The sequence below is a fragment of the Bordetella genomosp. 10 genome (genome assembly GCF_002261225.1).
Lineage (GTDB): Bacteria > Pseudomonadota > Gammaproteobacteria > Burkholderiales > Burkholderiaceae_B > Bordetella_C.
On record NZ_NEVM01000001.1, the window covers coordinates 224,575 to 244,000 of the forward strand.

Genomic DNA, 19,426 nt, shown 5'->3' on the forward strand with positions numbered 1-19,426 from the left:
TTGCTTCGGCAAGCGCTCACGCAAGCGCCGTCGTGAAGCCGTCGCCGAGTTGCAGGGCGAACCAGGTTTTCAGGTTGGCGGAGCCGGTGGGCTGGACAGGGACCCACAGGTAGGCATCGGTCGAGGTGGCGGTGCTGGTGACTTGTCCATAGCCGTTATTCCCCCACAGGTACACGGCCCGGGAGCCGTCGGTCTGTTCCACGACCACGCCGGAATTGGCGGCGTTCGCCTCGAGCGCCAGGTAGGATCGGATGCCGACGGACGGCAGCGTCTGCGATACGGGCATGGGCGTGGTGTAGGCGGAAGCGATCTGGTCGCCTATGCCCAACTGGCCCGACGTGCCTCGTCCCCATGCCCAGAGCATGTTGTTCCTGTCGCGGGCGAGGACATGGGTCTGGCCGGCCGCCACCCCCAGCCATTGGCCGGCTTTCGCCGTGGCCTTGGTCACGTCCCGCACGGTGGTGGCGGTGACGGAAGGCGCCACGGCGGAGATCTGCTTGAAGGTGTTGTCCCCCCAGATCCACAGGTCGCCGCTGCTGCTCACCGCCGCCCCCACGTCGATGCCGACGCTTACCTGGACGATATTCGCGCTCGACGCGAACAGCGGTTCGGGCGCGGTCAGGTAATTGTCCGGCAGGTCGATGCCGACGGCGCCTTTCGTGTTGTCTCCCCAGGACCACCAGATGTTGTTGTCGGTCTTGCCGATGGCGAGGTCGCGCTTGCTGTGGATCTCGACCCAGCGGCCGTATCGGGTGTTGAAGCCGCCGAGATTGGTCAGGCTGTAGAAGGGCGTGGCCTGGGCCTGCGTGCCGAGCACGCCCGCCGCGGAGAGCCCGGCGCCCCAGAGTTCGCCGCTGCCGTCGATGATGAGCGTGTGGAACGTGCCGGTGGCGACGCCTACCGCGTTGACGATGGTGCCGATACGCTGCGGGGTCGTGTACATATTGGCCTTTCCGGGGCCCAATCCCAACTGCCCCTTGTCGTTCTTGCCCCAGCCCCATACGTAGCCGTTGGCGTCGATGGCGACGGCGTGTTCGTAGTTGGCGCTGAGCGCGACCCAGTTGTTCTTGTCGAAGGGCGAATTGATCTGGTCCTGGCCGGTCTGGGGATGGCGGAAGGAAGCGTGGCTCATGGCGGTTCCGATGGAAGGAGGTGGTTGGATGCGGGCGCCGGATCGGCTCAGGCTCGGTTGTGTTCAGTGGGCGCCCGGTTGGCGCTCAGTTGGCGACCACGATGCTCATGTAGCCATCCGTCGATTGCACGTTGCTTGCCTTCAGGTTCGCCGTTCCCAGCGTGTTGCCGGCGTACAGGTCGACGGACGCCTCGCCGGCCGCGTCGGTCTGGACCGGGTCCGCCGTGAGGGCATGCGGATCGTTCGGGCTGAAGCTCACGATGCCGGGTTGGTCGAGCGAGAACTGGACGAATTGCCCGGGAACGGGTTTGCGGTTGCCGTCGAGCAGCGTGAAGATGGCCTTGGCGGTCGAGTTGGGCAGGACTTTCTTGTAGTTCGCATCCGGCTTCAAGGTGTAGATCGCGGGCAACTCGTTGTCTATCGTCAAGTTGAAGTTCGCGCCTGCGTCGACCGTCCCGTGCGCCTGGACCGCGACCGCGCCGGTCGTGGCGGCGGCGAGGAGACGAGGCGCGACGGCATGCCCGTCTTCGCCGCCGCGCACGGTGACCGAATGGCTGTCGCCCGAGACGATGGGGGCGGTCGGGTCGGACAGGTCGAAGGTGGCGAGATCCGTCGTCGAGACGGTGAACGTCACCAGGTATTGAGGCACCGGCGCGTTGTCCTTGCTGGAATCGACGGCCTGCACCCGCAGGCGCTCGGGGAAGTACTGGCCCTTGTCCGTGTGTTGGTTATCCCCCTCCGTCTTGTTGAGATTGATGTGCACCTCGTCCCACACCCGCTCGGTGAAGTGGGCGGTCTGGTCCGACGTATCGGTCTGCGGATCGCCGTGAAACGTATCGGTGGGATAGGCGACGACGCTGAAGCTGCCGGTCGCCGAATTCGTCGTCGCCCTCAGGGTGGTCGCCGTGGCGTGGCCGTTGGCGACGGGGACCACGCATTGCGTGTCGTCGGTTTCGTCGGCGAACCTGCCGGACGCGGTGCCGTTATAGATCTTGAACGTGACGGTCCCTGTCGTGGCGTCGGCGCCGCTGCTGTTCTTCACCGAGACGGAGAGCGGCACGGCATAGGCACCCCCTATCATCGTGTCCTGGAAATCCGCGGCCGGGTCGGCATAGACGGTGGTGGAGGCGGTCGACGTGGGCAAGACCGTCAGGCCGAAGGGAAGCGCGGCCTGCGCCACGGTGGCATCGGCGGTGACGGTGACGCTTCCCGATACGTCGCCCGCCTTGATGCCCGGCGCGTTGGCCAGGCCGGATTTGTCGGTCCGGACGGTGGCCGAGGTGGCGGCGTCTCCCGCCTGTTCCGGAGCCGATGCGTAGACGAATTGCGCCGGGCCTTGCAGGCTGAAGGTGACCAGCAGGTTTTCGATGTCCTCGTTGTCGGGGCCGGCGACGTGCGCCACGACCGGAATGGGGAAGAGTTCGCCGGGTTTTGCCTTGTTGTTCGTATCGCCGCTCACCGCTGTCAACAAGGCGTGCTTGCTGCGCCATACCCGCTGGCGGAAGGTGTAGGTATGCGTCGAATGCGGCGTGTCGGCGACGACCTCGAAGTAGCCGTAGGACTCGGTCTTCTGCAGGACGTTGTCGCCTTGCAAGGTGGTCGGCGCGACGGCCGCGCCGTTGTTGACGGGCGCGTCCGCCGAGGTGGCGCCGTTGAAGCTGCCGGCCGCATCGCTCGTGGCCTGGCAGGTGAAGGTGATCTGGCCCGAGGTGGCGTTGTCGCCTTGCGCGTTCCTGACGGTCACCGTCATGGGACTGGCGAAAGGCACGTGAACCACCTGGTCTTGCAGGTCGCCCGAGCCCAGGCCGATGGAGACGCCCTCGTCGGACGGCACGACCGAGGTCATCGTGTAGGTCGGCTGGTCGGCGGACGCCAGGCAGGAGAGGGTGGCCGTGATGGCGCCGCTTTGTCCGCGCACCGCCTGTATGCGGGGCGCGGTGGCCACGCCATGTTCGTCCGTGGCGACGATGACGCTGGTCGGGCTCCATTGTTCGACCGGCGTACTGCCGGTGGCCTCGAACTGCCCCGGCCCTTGCAGGGCGAACGTGACCCGCATGCGCGCCACGGGCTGGGGCGTCGAGGCGGCGTCGTGAACGGTGGCGGTCAGCGGCGTCGGGAAGAACTGGCCGGGCGCGGTCGTCTGCCCGTTCTTGCCGTCGTCCCGGGCGAGGCTGGCGACGGCGCCGTTCCATACCCGTTCCGTGAAGCGGCCGACCTGCCCCGAGTCGTCGGTGCGCGGGTCGTTGTTCTGGGTGTCGTAGGTGTCCGCGTAGGCGCAGACGAGATTGGTGACGTAGCCGGCGGCCGGGAAGGCGCCGGCAATGGCGTTCAGGGGCGTGGCGGTGGCGTAGCCTTCGTCGACCGCCACGGATATGGACGTGGACGTCGTATCGCCTTTGTCGAAGGCGAGGGCGAGCGGCTGGCCGTCGGTGGCCGGATAGACCGTGAAGACGACGTTTCCCGCCGCCGCGGGGTTCTTGGATTTGTTATCGACCTTGGCCTGCAACAGCGTGGTGAACTTGCTGCCGGCGAGCTGGTCCTGGTCGTCGCCTTGCTGCGCCGTGACGTAGGCGGCATCGGCGGGGCCCTGGGGGTCGACCACGTGCAGGATGAAGTGTATCTGCTGGGTGGCGAATTTCGACGAGACGCTGACCTGTATGGTGCCGAGCGTGCCGCCGGCCTTGATCCTGGGGGCGTAGGCGGCGCCGTATTCGCAGAAGACCTGCGCGCTGGTGGCGCTGATGGTGGCGAAGCGCTGGTTGCTGCCGGCCTGGTCGAAGGTGGCGTCGCCGATGATGTCGAAGCGCACGGCCATGCCGTGCGTGCCTTGCGTGGAGCCGGTGCTGTCCGCGATCTTCACGGAGATCGGCGCTTCGAAATAGCGATTGAAGGCGGCGCTCGTGCCGTCGCCGGAGCGCGTGGAGAGGACGGCCGTGGGGGCTTTCCAGACCCTGACCTTGAACAGGCCCGCGTAGGGCAGCGTGTTCGCATCGAGCGGCGGCGCTTGCAGGGCGATGTCGTGGGCGACGACGTAGGCGACGCCGTAGTCCGGGGGATCGACGACGGGCACGCTCGAGTCGGGATCGGAGACGGACTCGGCGGTGACGACGCCGGATTGCGGCTGGGCCAGCGCCACGTAATAGGAGCTCACCGTCGCGGTCGACAGCGGATAGACGGCGTTGCCGAAAGGGCGGGTGAATGCTTCCCACAGGATGGTCGGCGTCGTTTCCGCCAGCGTGCCGCCCGTCGGCCCCGTATAGCCCCGGACCCAGAGCGTGGCGTCGTTGCCGACGAGCACGTCCTGGACCTGGGGGTGCTGGTCCGCTTCGTGCAAGGTCCAGTCCACTCTCACGGACACCGGACCGCCGGAAGAATCGTCGGGGCGGGCGGCTGGCTGCCGCGCCGACGCGCCGTTTCGATTCGGGGACGGCGGCGCTTCCCGCGATGTCTTCCCCGTCGTGGCCGTGGCGGTGGCGGGATGGCTGGCTGAGGTCGGGGCTTTTTTCATGGACGTTCTCTTGCACGGGGCAGCGCATTGGATCGGGGACTCGCCGGCCTTCGCGTCGGATGCCGCGCGCCGGCTCGCCGGCAACTCGGCCGGCCGGGCGCGTCAGACGATGCTGAGCGCGTAGGGCACGGTGTCCTGGGAAAAGGGCGATGAAGCCCTGACCGCGATGGCGCCCACCGTCGGGCCGGCCTTGATCGGGGGCGCGATGGCGACGCCTTGCTGCGAGATGACGATGGCCCGCAGGCCGGCGTTGGTGATCTCGCAGTAGCGGGTGGTGACGCCGGAGGGATCGAATGTCGCGCCGCCGCTGGTGATGTCGAAGACGACCTGCATCCCCTCGACCGCGTGCGTGGAGCCGACGCTGTCCGTGGTCGCCAGGGACAGCGTGGCGGAAAAGTTCCTGTTGGGGGCGGTCGTCAGCTTGTCCCCGAAGATATAGGCCAGCCTCGCCGTCGCGTCATGCCACACCCGGATCGTGAACAGCGCCGCCCAGGGCGCGCATTGCGGCGAGAAAGGCGGCGGGGAAGCCGTGTTCGTTTCGTAGCAGGCGATGTAGGCCAGGCCGTAGTCCGGGGATATCGGGCTGGCGCCGGTGACTTCCGCCGCGACGAAGCCTTTGCCGCTGACGAGGGTCTGGCCGCTTTCCCCGTGTTGCGCGCCCGCGGCGGCGTTCACTTCATCGGGCGTCACCGTCGCCGTGGCGTCGGGGATGGTGCCGGCGCCGTAAGGCTGGGCGGCATAGGCGAACTTGATGGATTGGGAAACGACCGGATCCGACGGCCCCTGCAAGTAATAGCGGGCCTGGGCCACCAGCGTATCGATCTGCTGTCCCGGCAACACGTCCTTGATGGCGGGATGCTGGCCTGTGAACTGCTCCATGCATACTTCCATGCGGACGTAGCCGGCCGCCTGGGGGGCGTCGGGACGGGTCGAGCCCGGCGACCAGGCCAGGCTCGCCGAGGGGGCGCCCATGCATGTCACGTCGAGGTTCAGGGGCGACGGCTGGCTGGCGCCTTGGGACGATACGGGTGTCATGGTTGTGCTCCGCTTTTTGTCGTTCGGTTTGGACGGTGGTCAGGCCTTGGCGCCGCGCGCGGATGCGCTGCCGGCGCCGATGATGATGCGTTGCACGCCATCGGCGGACTGTGGCTGGGTCGCCGTCACGGTGGCGGTCCCGGCGTTGTCGCCGGTCCAGATGGCATGGGCGACCTGGCCTCTGTCGTCCGTCTTCGCCAATACGCTCAGGACGCCGGGATCGTTCATCTTGAAGCTGGCCAGGCCGGCGGGCGTGATGGTCAGGGTGACGTCCACCCCGGCCGGGGCCGCCGCGCCGTTCTTTTTCAGCAGGAACTGCGTGAAGTCCATATCGTCGGGATCCGCGACAACGTCGGCGGCGGGCGTGGGCTCCAGGGTGTAGATCCGGGGCAGCGCGCCGCTGTCTATCGTCAGCTTGAAATCGGTTCCCGGGTCGGCCTTGCCGCAGGCCTGGACCTGGACCACGCCGGTGCTCGCGTTGGCGACGATGCGGGGCGCGATGGCATCCCCGTTCTCGTTGCCGCGCACGATCACCGTATGGTTGTCGCCCGAGACGATCATGACGTCGGGGTCGGACAGGTCGAACGCGGCGAGTTCCGGCGACGCGATGACGAAGGTCACCAGGTACTCGGGGACGAAGGCGTTGTTGTTGTGGGTGTCGGTGGCCTTCACCGCCAGGTGCCCGGGGAAACTCTGGTTCGTGGTCGTGTGCTGATCGTCTCCCGCCGTCTTGGCGAGCGCGACATACTGCTTGTCCCACACTCTTTCGGTGAAGTGCGCGGTCTGGTCCGAGGTGTCGGTCGGCGGATCGCCGAAGAAAGTGCTGGTCGGATAAGCGACGACGCTGAAGCTGCCGGTCGCCGAATTCGTCGCCGCTTTCAGGTCGGTCGCCGTGGCGCGGCCGTTGTCGACGGGCACGACGCATTGCGTGCCGTCGGTTTCGTTGGCGAATCCGCCGAGCGCGGCGCTGTTGTAGATCTTGAACGTGACGGTTCCGGTCGTGGCGTCGGCGCCCGCGGTGTTCTTGACGGAGACGGAGAGCGGCGCGGCGTAAGTGCCGCCGGCCATCGTGTCCTGGCAGTCGGTGGCCGGGTCGGCATAGACGGAGAAGGCGGCGGTCGACGGCGGCAATACCGTCAGGTTGAAGGGAAGCGCGTCCTGCGCCACGGTGGCGTTCGCCGTGACGACGACCGGGCCGTTGTCCGCGCCCGCCTTGATGCGCGGCGCGTTGGCCAGGCCGACGCCGTCGGTCCGGACGGTGGCCGAGGTGGAGGTGTCGCCCGTCTGCTCCGGCCGCAGTTCGTAGACGAATTCGGCCGGGCCTTGCAGGGTGAAGGTGACCAGCAGGTCTTCGATGTCTTCGTTGTCGGGGCCGACGACGTGGAGGATGAGCGGCAAGGGAAAGAACTCGCCCGGCTTCGTCCTGTTGTTCGTGGCGCCGCTGACCGCTTTCAATATGGCGTGCTTGCTGCGCCATACCCGTTGGCGGAAGACGTAGGGCTGCGTCGTGTGGTCGGTCGCGGCGGCGATTTCGAAATAGCCGTAGGACGCGGTTTTCTGCACGACGTCGTCGCCTTGCAACGTCGCCGGCGCGATGGCCGAACCGTCGGCGACGGGCGCGTTCGCCGACGCCGCGCCGTTGAAACTGCCGGTCGCGTCGTTCGTGGCGCGGCAGGTGAAGGTGACCTGGCCCGAGGTGGCGTTCTCCCCTTTTGCGTTCTTGACGGCCACGGTCATGGGGTTGGCGAACGCCACGTGGACGACCTGGTCCTGGAGGTCGCCCGAGCGCAGGCCCACGGAGACGCCCTCGTCGGGCGGAATCACCGACGCGATGGTGTAGGCCGGCGTGCTGTTCGAGACGGGGCACGAGAGGGTGACGACGATGCTGCCGCCTTGCCCGCGCAGCGCCTGTATACGGGGGGCGGTGGCCACGCCGTGCGCGTCGGTGAGAACCACGACATGGTCGGGGGCCCATTGCTCGACCGGGACATCGTCGTTGCCGTCGAATTGCCCCGGCCCTTGCAGCGCGAACGCCACCCGTATCCGGTCCACGGGCTGGGGCTGCTTCCAGGCGCCGTCCAGGACGGTGCCGGTCAGGCGGTTGGCGAAGAACTGCCCGGGCGCCGTCGTCTGCCCGTTCTTGCCGTCGTCGCGGACGACGGAGGCGATCTTGCCGCTCCACACGCGTTCGGTGAATCGGGCGACCTGGCCCGTGTCGTCGGTGCGCGGGTCGTTGTTCTGGGTGTCGTAGGTGTCCGCATAGGCGCAGACGAGATTGGTGACGTAGCCGGACAGGGAGACGGTGCCGGAAAGGGCATTCAAGGGCGTGGCGGTGGCGTAGCCTTCGTCGACCGGCACGGATATGGAGACGGACGTGGTTTCTCCGCTGTCGAAGCTGGCGGCGATCGATTGGCCGTCGGCGACCGGATAGACCGTGAAGACGATGTTGCCCGTCGCCGCGGGATTCTTGAGTTTGTTGTCGACCTTGGCCTGCAACGGCGTGGCGAATTTGCTGCCGGCGAGCTGGTCCTGGTAGTCGCCTTCGTGCGTCGCGACGTAGGCGGCGTCGGCGGGGCCCTGGGGGTCGACCACGTGCAGGATGAAGTGAAACTGCTGGGCGGCGAATCTCGACGAGGCGCGCACCTGTATGGTCCCGACCTTCGAGCCGGCCTTGATTCGCGGCGCATAGGCGGTGCCGTATTCGGAGAAGACCTGCGCGCTGGTGGGCCCGATGGTGGCGAAGCGTTGATTGCTGCCGGCCTGGTCGAAGGTGGCGTCGCCGATGATGTCGAAGCGCACGGCCATGCCGTGCGTGCCCTGCGTGGTCCCCGTGCTGTCCGCGATCTTCACGGACAGGGGCGTCTGGAAATAGCGATCGAAGGCGGCGCTCGAGCCGTCGCCGGTGCGCGCGGAGAGGACGGCCGTGGGGGCTTTCCAGACCCTGACCTTGAACAGGCCCGCGTAGGGGAGGGTGTTCGCGTCGAGCGGCGGCACTTCCAGGGCGACGTCGTGGGCGACAACGTAGGCCACGCCGTAGTCCGGGGGATCGACGACGGGCACAGTCGGGTCGGGATCGGAGACGGACTCGGCGGTGACGACGCCGGATTGCGGCTGGGCCAGCGTCGCGTAATAGGAAGTCACCGTCGCGGTCGACAGCGGATAGACGGCGTTTCCGAAAGGACGGGTCAGCGGTTCCCACAGGATGGGCGGCGTGGTTTCCGCCGGCGTCCTGCTGGTCGGCCCCGTGTAGCCCCGGACCCAGAAACTGGCGCTGTCGCCGACGAAGGCGTCCTGGATCTCGGGATGCTGGTCCGCTTCGTGCAAGGTCCAATCCACTCTCACGCACACCGGACCGCTGAGCGGCGTGTCGGCGAGGTCCGCCGGATTCGGCGGCGCGTCCGTGGATGACGGCGGGGCGCCGGCGCGCGTCGCATTGCCTTCCGGGCTTGCCGTCGGATGCTTTTGCTTCATCTTCGATTTCTCCTGTGTGCGGCAATGTCGGCGCGTGGGAAAGGGGCCGGGACGGGCCGCCCATATGTCGATGCGTCGATGCTTCGATACGTCGATACGTGGACGCGTGGATGCCTCGATGCGCGGCCAGCTATCCCAGCGTTCCGTACTCCGCGTCGCCCCATCCCCACAGGCTTCCCAGCTTGACGGTGGGCGAGGGCGGCGTCGTCTGCTGGACCTCCGCGGCGCTTGTCGGGGAGAAGACGTTGTCGACGGAGTAGGAGATGAGGTAGTCCCCGCCATTCGGCACCACCGCCACCTTGGCGCGGGGCACGTTGTACGGATAGGGCGTGAAGGGGACGGTGGCGGACTGCGACCAGTCCGATCCGGGAACCAGGTTTCCGCCTTGGTCGAATCTCAGGCCGATCAGCGTGACCTGGCTGGCCGCCGTGATCAGGTCGGTCTTCGGGATCGAGGCCGAAATGTCGCCGCTGATCCGGTCCAGGTCGATCACGTTGTTCGTGACGTCGAAGCGGGGCGCGGGCAGCTTGCCGGGCGTCGGCGTATACCAGTTGCTGCCGTCGATGCGCGCGACGTCGGAGGAGAATTTTTGATATCCGTCCGGCGCGGTGGTGCTGCTGTGCTGCAGCCGTTCGACTTCGAACGATACGATCGCGTACTGGCTCTCGGCGGGCGCGGGCGTCAACGACTGGAACGTGAAGACGCCCGACGTGAGGGGGTGCGCCAGCGTCCTTGGACTCGCATATCTCCGGCCATTCGTCGAGCCGGTGTCGTAGATCCACCAGACGGCGGTGACGATATCGCTGTCGCGCAGCGAGAGGTCCGTGTTGAAGTTGTTCTTCAGCGACGTGACGACCCGCATGCCGGCCGACCGGTCCTCGGTATTGGCCGGCGTCACCTCGGGCTTGTCGAGGTATTGCCCGGTGTTGATGATCTGCGGCTTGGCGACGTCCGAATAGGACGTGTTGCCTATCTTGTCCGTCACGCTGTACCAGCACCATGCCTCGCCATTGCAAATCTGGTCTTGCTGGATGCGGACCGCCTGGAAGGGGGTGGCCTGGGGATTCGTGGCGGGCGGTTCCCAGCAGCCCCAGTACATGACGGTGGTGTCGCTCGCGCCCCCATCGGCCACTTCGGGCGTCGAGGTGACGTCGCTCGCCGTCTGCAGTTGTTTGCTCGTGTTCAGGGGAGAAATGGTGGGGGCGTAGAGATCCATGGTGGCGTCAACCCTGTCGGTGATGGCGAAGCCGCCGGCGGTCGAAAGACGGACCGGCCACGCCTGTTCTGGAAAGCTCGTCCGGCGCCCGTGAGCACGTTTTCGAAGCGGGCTCGCTTGCGTTGCCCGCGGTGTGTGCGGGAGTCCGAATTGTGTCCCAGAAGCCTCGGGAGCCTGGCGTAATCACTAGTAACGCGGCGCTACGCGGAGGGCCGTGGAGAGGCGGAGAGGAAGCGAAGGGAAGCGAAGAGGGAGATGTGTTCGTACACCCGTGAAGGGCGTACGAGATGCCGGCGGCGCGGACGTCGAGAGTTGCGTCGCCGCCGGCGATCGGCCGGCGCGAATCGCCGCACCGATCGTCGTGCGCGTGGAAGCGCTTGTGTGTATCTGACTGCGCTGGACCGCGCTTGACCGCGCGTCAGCGCGCGGCGGCCGCGTGCTCGCGCAACACGTCCATGGCGGCCTGCACGCCGCCCGCGCGGTGCGGGACGCCGGCCAGCGCCAGGCCCATTTCGACGCCGGCCAGCGTGCCCATCAGGCTGAGGTCGTTGAAGTCGCCCAGGTGGCCGATGCGGAAGACCTTGCCGCTCAGCTTGCCCAGGCCCTGGCCCAGCGACATGTCGAAGCGGTCCAGGACGATGGCGCGGAAGGCGTCGGCGTCATGGCCTTCCGGCATGCGCACGGTCGTCAGCACCGGACTGTATTCGGCCGGATCCGCGCAGTTGTTCTCCAACCCCCACGCGGCCACGGCCGCGCGGGCGGCGGCGCCGTGCCGTATGTGGCGCGCATGGACCTGCGCCAGGCCGGCCTCGCGCAGCATGTCGCAGGCCTCGGACAGGCCATAGAGCAGATTGGTGGCCGGCGTGTAGGGCCAGCTTCCTTTCTGGTTGGCCTGGATGATGTCCTGCCAGTTCCAATAGCTGCGCGGCATGCCGCCGCGTTCGGCCGCGGCCAGGGCCTTGGCGCTGATGGCGTTGAAGGAGAGCCCGGCCGGCAGCATCATGCCTTTCTGCGATCCAGAGATCGTGACGTCCACGCCCCAGTCGTCGTGGCGGTATTCGACCGCGCCCAGCGAGGACACGGTGTCCACCATCAGCAGGGCGGGGTGGCCGGCGCGGTCCATGGCCGCGCGCACGGCCGGCACGTCGGACAGCACGCCCGTGGAGGTTTCGTTGTGCACGATGCACACGGCCTTGATGCGATGTCCGTCGTCCGCGCGCAGCCGCCGTTCGATGGCGGCCGCATCGACGCCATGGCGCCAGTCGCCGGGCAGCGTCTCCGTGTCGAGGCCCAGCTTGCGCGCGAGGTTCTGCCACAGCGCGGCGAAGTGGCCGGTCTCGTACATCAGCACCTGGTCGCCCGGCGCCATGGTGTTGACCAGCGCCGCTTCCCACGCGCCCGTGCCGGAGGCGGGATAGACCATGACCGGCTGCGCCGTGCCGAACAGCTCGCCGAGATCCGCCAGGATCTTGCGCGCCAGCACCTGGAACTGGGGGCCGCGATGGTCGATGGTGGGATAGTCCATCGCGCGCAGGATGCGGTCGGGGATATTGCTGGGGCCGGGAATTTGCAGGAAGTGCCTGCCGCCGCGGTAGGGAGGGCGGAAAGTCATAAGAGATCCTTGGTTTTTTTGCATGCAATTTTGCAAGGATGCTAATGGAATGCCGGCGCCACGGCATGCGGGTTTTCCCTAGTATGCGTCATAAGGGGAGGGCCCGGGCCGGCGGCCCTTTTTATCGGTAAAGTTCGAATTCCATTTCGCCCGCGCCCCGTTTTCATGTCCAACGACCTCGACACGCCGCCGCATGCCGGCCTGGATCATCCGGTTTTGCACGATGCCGTGGTCGGCCGCCTGCGCGCCTTGATCGTCCAGGGACGCCTGGCGCCGGGACAGCGGCTGAACGAACGCATCCTTTGCGAACAGTTGAAGGTATCGCGCACGCCCTTGCGCGAGGCCTTCAAGGTGCTGGCCGTGGAGGGCCTGGTGCGGCTGCTGCCCAACCGCGGCGCGGAGGTGCTGCGGCTGACGGAGCCGGAAATCATCGAGCTGTTCGAATTGATCGGCGGCCTGGAGGCCTTGTCGGGCGAACTGGCCTGCGCGCGTATCAACGCCGCGGCGTTGGACGAAATCCGCATGCTGCACGCCGAGATGACGGCCTGCCACGCGCGCCGCGACCTGGCGCCGTATTTCGAACTGAGCCGCCGCATCCATGAGGCCATCAACGCGGCCGCCGGCAACGGCATGCTGACGGAGACCTATCGGCGGGTGAACATGCGCTGCCAGTCCCTGCGCTACCGCTCGAATTTCGACCAGGAAAAATGGGACGCCGCCATGGCCGACCATGCCGCCATGCTGGAAGCGCTGGAACGGCGCGACGGCGCGCGCATGCGCGCCCTGTTGACGGCGCACCTGGCGGCCAAGTGCGAGGCCGTGCTCAAGGCCATGCGCGCCGAGCAGCCGCCCGAGCCGGCCAGGCGCCGCGCGGCGCGCGCCTCGGTGGCGCTGGCCGCGGCGCTGGCGGAATGAGCGCGCCGGGCCGCCCCAAGCGCGAATCCTCCCCCGGGGAGGGGTCGCGCAGCGACAGGAGGGTAGTCCAATGAGCGGGGCGTAATCGGAGCGTGGCGTAATATCACCGGCATTCACTTCTCCCCGGTCCGCCGCCATGTCCGATATCCATTTCTACGAACCTTCCGCCGGCCATGGCCTGGCGCACGATCCCCTGAACGCCATCGTCGCGCCGCGCCCCATCGGCTGGGTGTCCACGCAGGCCGCCGACGGCGCCCTGAACCTGGCGCCCTACAGCTTTTTCAATCTGTTCAACTACAAGCCGCCCATCGTCGGCTTCTGCAGCCTGCGCCGCAAGGATTCGCTGGCCAACGTCGAGGCCACCGGCGAGTTCGTCTGGAACCTGGCCACGCGGCCGCTGGCCGAGGCCATGAACCGCAGCAGCGCGCCGGCCCCGGCCGAGGTGGATGAGTTCAAGCTGGCGGGCTTGACGCCGGAGCCCTCGCGCCTGGTCCGCGTGCCGCGCGTCAAGGAGACGCCCGTCGCCTTCGAATGCAAGCTGACGCAGATCGTGCGGCTCAAGGACAAGGACGGCGGGGATATCGATGCCTGGCTGGTGCTGGGCGAAGCGGTCGGCATCCACATCCGCCGCGACCTGATCAAGGACGGCGTCTACGACACCGCCGCCGGCGAACCCATCCTGCGCGGCGGCGGCCCGAGCGCCTATTTCGGCATTACGCGCGAGAACGAATTCCATATGGACCGGCCCGCCTGGCCTTGATCGCCGGGGACGGTTCGAGGCCGGGGGGCGGCGCGCTCCCTGATCCGCCATCCATTCAGTTTGCCGTCATCCCGGGGCATGACGCTTGCCGCCGGCCCTCGGATGAGCAATCGGAAGGGCATGGGCATGGCCGAGCAGACCGAACACGATCACAGCGCCGCCGACGGGAACGCGCCGGGGGAAGGCCGCCGGGACGACGCGCGAACCGGTAGAAATGACACGTCGTCCCGGGACGACGACGACGCGCGGGCCGGCGGCGGCGCGGAGGGGCGCGAGAACGGCGACACCGGGAAGGATGGCGGCGAGGGCAGGGGTCGCGATGACGGCGGCGGCAGGAACGGTGATGCCAAGGACGGCAAGGATGATGACGGCAAGGGCAAGGACGGCAAGGGCAATGATGGCAAGGGCCAAAAGCGCAGCAAGAAGCCGCTGATCATCCTGGGCATCGTCGCCCTCGTCCTGGTGGTGGGCGGCGCGGTATGGTGGTTCCTCACCCGCAACCAGGTCAGCACCGACGACGCCTATACCGAGGGCAACGCCGTCACCATCGCCCCCAAGGTCGGCGGCTACGTGGTGCAGCTCAACGTCAACGACAACACGCGGGTGAAGCAAGGCGACGTGCTGCTGCGCATCGATCCGCGCGACTACATCGCCGCGCACGACCAGGCCGTGGCGCAGCGCGCCCTGGCGGCCGCCCAACTGGCCCAGGCGCGCACCCAGCTCGCGCTGGCGCGCGTGCAGTATCCCGCGCAGTTGTCGCAGGCGCGCGCGCAGGAGAAGTCCGCCGAGGCCAACCTGACCAACGCGCAGGCCGCCTACCGCCGCCAGCGCAGCGTCGATCCCCGCGCCACCAGCCAGCAGAACGTCGATACGGCCACCGCGCAGCAGCGCACGGCCCTCGCGGAACTCGCCAATGCGCAGGCGCAGGTGCAGGCGGCCGACGTGGTGCGGCAGCAGATCGACCAGGCGCAGGCCTTGGTGCAGGCGCGCGAGGCGCAGTTGCAGGCCGCCGAGGCGCAGGTCGAGCAGGCGGCATTGAACCTGTCCTATACCGAAGTGCGCGCGCCCGGCGACGGCTGGGTCACGCGCCGCAACGTGAACGTCGGTTCGCTGTTGCAGGCCGGGACGACGGTCTTCGCGCTGGTGCCGCCCACGGTCTGGGTGACGGCGAACTTCAAGGAAACCCAGTTGGACCGCATGCGGCCGGGCGACAAGGTGGATATCGACGTCGACGCCTATCCGCACCTGAAGCTGCGCGGGCACGTGGACAGCATCCAGTTGGGCACGGGCTCGCGCTTCTCCGCGTTCCCGGCGGAGAACGCCACGGGCAACTTCGTCAAGATCGTGCAGCGGGTGCCGGTGAAGATCGTCATCGACAGCGGCACGGATCCCGACCTGCCGCTGCCGCTGGGCTTGTCGGTGGTTCCCACGGTGGCGCTGCAATGAGCGCCGCGGCCCAGGCATCCGGCGCTGGGGGCGGGGCCGCCCAGTGGCGGCCGCAGTCCAACCCCTGGACCATCGCCATCGTGGTGACGATGGCGGCGTTCATGGAGGTGCTGGACACCACCATCGTCAACGTCTCGCTGCCGCACATCGCCGGCACCATGTCGGCCAGCTATGACGAGGCCACCTGGACGCTGACCTCGTACCTGGTGGCCAACGGCGTGGTGCTGCCCATCTCCGGTTTCCTGTCGCGCACGCTGGGACGCAAGCGCTACTTCATGATCTGCATCGTCGCCTTCACCGCCTGCTCCTTCCTGTGCGGCATCGCCACCAACCTGGGCGAACTCATCGTATTCCGCATGCTGCAAGGCTTCTTCGGCGGCGGCCTGCAGCCTTGCCAGCAGTCCATCATCCTCGACACCTTCGAGCCTTCGCAGCGCGGCCGCGCCTTCTCGGTGTCCGCCGTCGCCATCGTGGTCGCGCCCGTGCTGGGGCCGACGCTGGGCGGGTGGATCACCGACAATTTTTCCTGGCGCTGGGTCTTCCTGATCAACGTGCCGGTGGGCCTGCTGACGGCGCTCGCCGTGATGCAGGTGGTGGAGGACCCGCCGTGGCAGAAGCCCGTGCCCAAGGGCAAGCGCCATATCGACCTGCCGGGCATCGGCCTGATCGCGCTGGGGCTGGGCTGCCTGCAGGTGATGCTGGATCGCGGCGAGGACGAGGACTGGTTCGGCTCGACCTTCATCTGCGTCTTCGCCGCCCTGGCGGTGGTGGGGCTGGTGGGCGCGGTGACGTGGCTGCTGTATGCGCGCCGGCCCGTGGTCGACCTGAGGGTGATGCGCGACCGCAATTTCAGCCTGGGCTGCGCGACTATCGCCGCCTTCGCGGCGGTGCTGTACGGCAGCTCCGTGCTGATCCCGCAGCTTTCGCAGCAGCAACTGGGCTATACGGCGACGCTGGCTGGCCTGGTGCTGTCGCCGGGCGCGCTGCTGATCACCTTCATGATTCCCATCGTCGGCAAGATCATGCCCAAGGTGGAGACCCGCCACCTGATCGCGGTCGGTTTCTTTCTCCTGGGCGCGGCCTTGTTCTATTCCCACCACCTGGTGCCGCAGATCGATTTCAACACCCTGGTGCTGATGCGCATGGCGCAGTCCTTCGCGCTGGCCTTCCTGTTCGTGCCCACCAGCACCCTGGCCTACGTGACGCTGCCCAAGGAGCTGAACGACGATGCGGCGGCGCTGTTCACCATGTTCCGCAACGTGGCGGGATCGATCGGCATTTCCCTGGCCACGGCGGGCATACGCGAGCGCCTGCAGGCCCGCATGGCGCACATGGTGGGGAACATGTCGCCGCTGTCGCAGCAATACCAGGACTCGGTGCAGCGGGTGGGCCAGGCCCTGCGCGACTATACCGGCGCGGTGGGCGACCAGACGCAGGCCGCGACGGCGCACATGTACCAGACCTTCGTTTCCCAGGCCACCATCCTGGCCTACATCGACATCTTCGCAATATGCGGCATTTTCGCCTGGTGCTTCATTCCGCTGACCTTCTTCTTCTCGTCCACGCGCGCCGCGGGCGGCGCCGGAGGGCATTGAGCATGGCCCGGCCGATGACGAGGAATTCCTTGCGCCGCGCGCCCGGTCCCCGCGTACTGCGCCTGGCCGCGCTGGCGCTTGTCACGCTGCTGTGCGCCGCCTGCACCGTCGGCCCGGATTTCAAGCCGCCGAACGCCGACGCGCCGGCCGACTACGCCGACCGCCAGCGCGCGCCTGCCGCGCCGGCCGCTTCCGTGACGGAAAGCACCGACCCCGATCCGCAATGGTGGCGCGGCTTCAACGATTCCGTGCTGGATTCGCTGATCGATCGCGCCATCGCGGGCAACCTGACCTTGCGCCAGGCCGTGCTGCGCATCGTCGCGGCGCGCCAGCAGGCGCGCGCCGTCGGCGCCCGCGCGCTGCCGCAACTCAACGGCACGGGCAGCTACACCTATCAGAAGCTGGGGTTGAAGGGCATCCTGGAATCGCGCGGCATCCCGGGCAAGATCGATCGGCTGGGCGCGCCGGACTCTCCCCTGAACGACATCTCGCCCGATGCCGGCGCGCAGGCCAGCAGCGCCGGCAAGAAAATCCTGGAGGAAGCCGACAAGCCGGTGAACCTCTACACGCTGGGCGTGGACGCCAGTTGGGAACTGGATTTGTTCGGCCGCGTGCGGCGCGGCGTGGAGGCCGCCAACGCGCAGACCGAGTCGGCCCTGGAGGATCGCAACGACGCATTGGTGTCGCTGGAGGCCGAGGTGGCGCGCACCTATGCGATGCTGCGCGGCGCCCAGTTGCTGGATCGCATCGCCCGCGACGAGGTGCGCGTGTCGCAGGACACCCTGGACCTGACCCGCAGCCGCCAGCAATCGGGCCTGGCCAGCCAGACCGACGTCGAGCGCGCCGACGCGCAACTGGGCGCCATCGCCGCGCAGTTGCCGCAATTCGAGCAGCAGGCGGCCCAGGCCCTGAACGCATTGGCGGTATTGCTGGGCCAGCCGCCCGGCACGCTGGACGCCGAGCTGTCGACGCCCGGCGCGGTGCCGCCGGTGCCGCCCACGGTGCCCGTGGGCCTGCCGGCCAGCCTGGCGCGGCGGCGGCCGGACATTCGCCGCGCCGAGGCCGACCTGCATGCCGCCACGGCGCAGGTGGGCGAGTCCATCGCGGAGTTGTTCCCGGACATCTCGCTGACGGGGCAGTTCGGTTTCCGCGCCACGCAGGCCAGCTACCTGACGCGCTGGGCCAGCCATTTCTATTCGATCGGGCCGCAGGTCAGCATTCCGATTTTCCAGGGCGGCGCGTTGCGCGCGCAGGTGGCCATCGCCAAGGCCGACCAGGCGGCCAGCGTGCTGAACTACCGCCAGACGGTGCTGTCCGCCTTGCGCGACGTCGACGACGCGCTGGTGCGCTATCGCACCGACCAGGCGCGCCAGGCCACTTTGCAACGCGTGGCCGACGCCAACGCCCGCGCCTTCGACCTGGCGCGCGACGGCTACCGCAGCGGGCTCAACAGTTTCATCGACGTCCTCGACACCGAACGCCAACTGAGCGACAGCCGGGTGCAACTGGCGCAGCAGACCGTGCTGGTGACCACGGACCTGGTCGCGCTGTACAAGGCGCTGGGCGGGGGATGGCAGAGGCATGAGGTCGACCCCGCGCGCCTGGGCGACGCCGCCGATGCCGCCGCCGCGTCATCCGCTTCCGCTTCTGGCGATTCCGCGGCCGCCGCCGATCCCGCCGGTTCCGCCAAGCGCTAGCGCCCTGTCCCGCAAGGGCCGGCTTCCGGCCGCACGGCACTGGACCGGCTTCCTGCCCGGCTGCTAAAAAGGTGGGATCAAAGGAGGCAGTGCATGAAACTGGTTTGCTGGAATATCCAATGGGGCCGCGGCTGCGACGGCCGGGTCGATCTGCCGTGCATCGTCAGCGAGGCCAGGCGCCTGGCGGATTTCGACGTCCTCTGCGTGCAGGAAGTGAGCCGGGGCTTCGATACCCGGTCCGCAACGGGGGACGGCGCGGGCCTGCCCGGTGGCACGGGGCCGGACCAGTTCGCGGAATTGGCCGGCTTGCTGCCGGGATACACGGTGCTCGAAGGCGTGGCGGTGGACCTGCCGCCGGCGGTGGACGGCGCCCCGCGCCGCCACTTCGGCAATGCCATCGCGACGCGCCTGCCGGTGCGCCAGGTGTGGCGGCACAGCCTGCCCTGGCCGGCCGATCCCGGCGTGCCTTCCATGCCGCGCATTGCGCTGGAGGCCGTGATCGATAGCGGCAAGGGCCTGGTGCGGGTCATCACCACGCACCTGGAGTATTACTCCGAGACGCAGCGCCTGGCGCAGGTGGAGGCCCTGCGGATCATCCACGCCGAAGGCTGCGCGCACGCGCGCAGGCCGGCGCCGCTGGAGAAGCCGGGCACGCCGTTCGCGGCCACCGACCGGCCCACGGCGGCCATCGTTTGCGGCGACTTCAACAGCGCGGCGGGTGACAGCGCCTATATGCGCATGGTGGCGCCCATGCCGGCCACGGCGGGCGCGCCGGACTTCCTCGACGCCTGGCTGCTGACGCATCCCGGTCCGGTCGCCGGTCCCGGGCGCGCGCCCACCACGGGCGTGCATGACCACGAACAATGGGCCGACGGTCCTTTCCCCTGCGATTTCTTTTTCGTCACCGCCGACCTGGCGGAGCGCGTCGCGCGCTGCGAGGTCGACCAGCAGAGCGCGGCGTCGGATCACCAGCCCATGCTGCTGGAATTGCACTGAATGCGGCCCGTCGCGCCGCGGCGCGGCCCATGGCGGCGCCGCG

The 19,426-nt window shown here is 68.2% G+C and carries 12 protein-coding genes; 6 read left to right on the forward strand and 6 right to left on the reverse strand.

Annotated features, from left to right (window positions below; all coding sequences use genetic code 11):
* Nucleotides 1-16 precede the first annotated feature (16 nt).
* The 6 genes from CAL29_RS01035 to CAL29_RS01060 form a co-directional block, all read right to left on the reverse strand.
* Entirely contained in the window at nucleotides 17-1,132 is a 1,116-nt protein-coding gene (locus CAL29_RS01035; protein WP_094851158.1) for an RCC1 domain-containing protein, read from the reverse strand.
* 85 nt (nucleotides 1,133-1,217) lie between these two features.
* Nucleotides 1,218-4,640, reverse strand: coding sequence for a hypothetical protein (locus tag CAL29_RS01040; protein ID WP_143277578.1), 3,423 nt, complete (start codon nucleotides 4,638-4,640; stop codon nucleotides 1,218-1,220).
* A gap of 102 nt (nucleotides 4,641-4,742) precedes the next feature.
* Nucleotides 4,743-5,675 (reverse strand): hypothetical protein, encoded by a 933-nt coding sequence (locus CAL29_RS01045; protein ID WP_094851160.1) that lies wholly within the window; start codon nucleotides 5,673-5,675, stop codon nucleotides 4,743-4,745.
* A 39-nt stretch (nucleotides 5,676-5,714) separates the two neighbouring features.
* Nucleotides 5,715-9,146, reverse strand: coding sequence for a hypothetical protein (locus CAL29_RS01050; protein ID WP_094851161.1), 3,432 nt, complete (start codon nucleotides 9,144-9,146; stop codon nucleotides 5,715-5,717).
* 130 nt (nucleotides 9,147-9,276) lie between these two features.
* Nucleotides 9,277-10,362, reverse strand: coding sequence for a hypothetical protein (locus CAL29_RS01055; RefSeq protein ID WP_094851162.1), 1,086 nt, complete (start codon nucleotides 10,360-10,362; stop codon nucleotides 9,277-9,279).
* A 418-nt stretch (nucleotides 10,363-10,780) separates the two neighbouring features.
* Entirely contained in the window at nucleotides 10,781-11,974 is a 1,194-nt protein-coding gene (locus tag CAL29_RS01060; RefSeq protein ID WP_094851163.1) for a pyridoxal-phosphate-dependent aminotransferase family protein, read from the reverse strand.
* A 165-nt stretch (nucleotides 11,975-12,139) separates the two neighbouring features.
* Between CAL29_RS01060 and CAL29_RS01065 the strand changes: the two genes are divergently transcribed.
* The 6 genes from CAL29_RS01065 (at nucleotide 12,140) to CAL29_RS01090 (ending at nucleotide 19,383) form a co-directional block, all read left to right on the forward strand.
* Complete coding sequence (locus CAL29_RS01065) at nucleotides 12,140-12,889, forward strand: GntR family transcriptional regulator (RefSeq protein ID WP_094851164.1); 750 nt, start codon at nucleotides 12,140-12,142, stop codon at nucleotides 12,887-12,889.
* Between the two features lie 136 nt (nucleotides 12,890-13,025).
* Entirely contained in the window at nucleotides 13,026-13,649 is a 624-nt protein-coding gene (locus tag CAL29_RS01070) for a flavin reductase family protein (protein WP_094851165.1), read from the forward strand.
* Between the two features lie 102 nt (nucleotides 13,650-13,751).
* Nucleotides 13,752-15,095: an HlyD family secretion protein gene (locus CAL29_RS01075; protein ID WP_256977106.1), complete on the forward strand. Its 1,344-nt coding sequence runs from the start codon at nucleotides 13,752-13,754 to the stop codon at nucleotides 15,093-15,095.
* Complete coding sequence (locus CAL29_RS01080; protein ID WP_094851166.1) at nucleotides 15,092-16,690, forward strand: DHA2 family efflux MFS transporter permease subunit; 1,599 nt, start codon at nucleotides 15,092-15,094, stop codon at nucleotides 16,688-16,690. The genes CAL29_RS01075 and CAL29_RS01080 overlap by 4 nt, the downstream gene beginning before the upstream one ends.
* Nucleotides 16,691-16,704: 14 nt before the next feature.
* On the forward strand, nucleotides 16,705-18,387 hold the full coding sequence (locus CAL29_RS01085; RefSeq protein ID WP_256977107.1) for an efflux transporter outer membrane subunit: 1,683 nt from the start codon (nucleotides 16,705-16,707) through the stop codon (nucleotides 18,385-18,387).
* 93 nt (nucleotides 18,388-18,480) lie between these two features.
* A complete protein-coding gene (locus CAL29_RS01090; RefSeq protein WP_094851168.1) occupies nucleotides 18,481-19,383 on the forward strand; it encodes an endonuclease/exonuclease/phosphatase family protein in 903 nt (300 codons plus the stop codon).
* The last annotated feature ends 43 nt before the right edge of the window (nucleotides 19,384-19,426 follow it).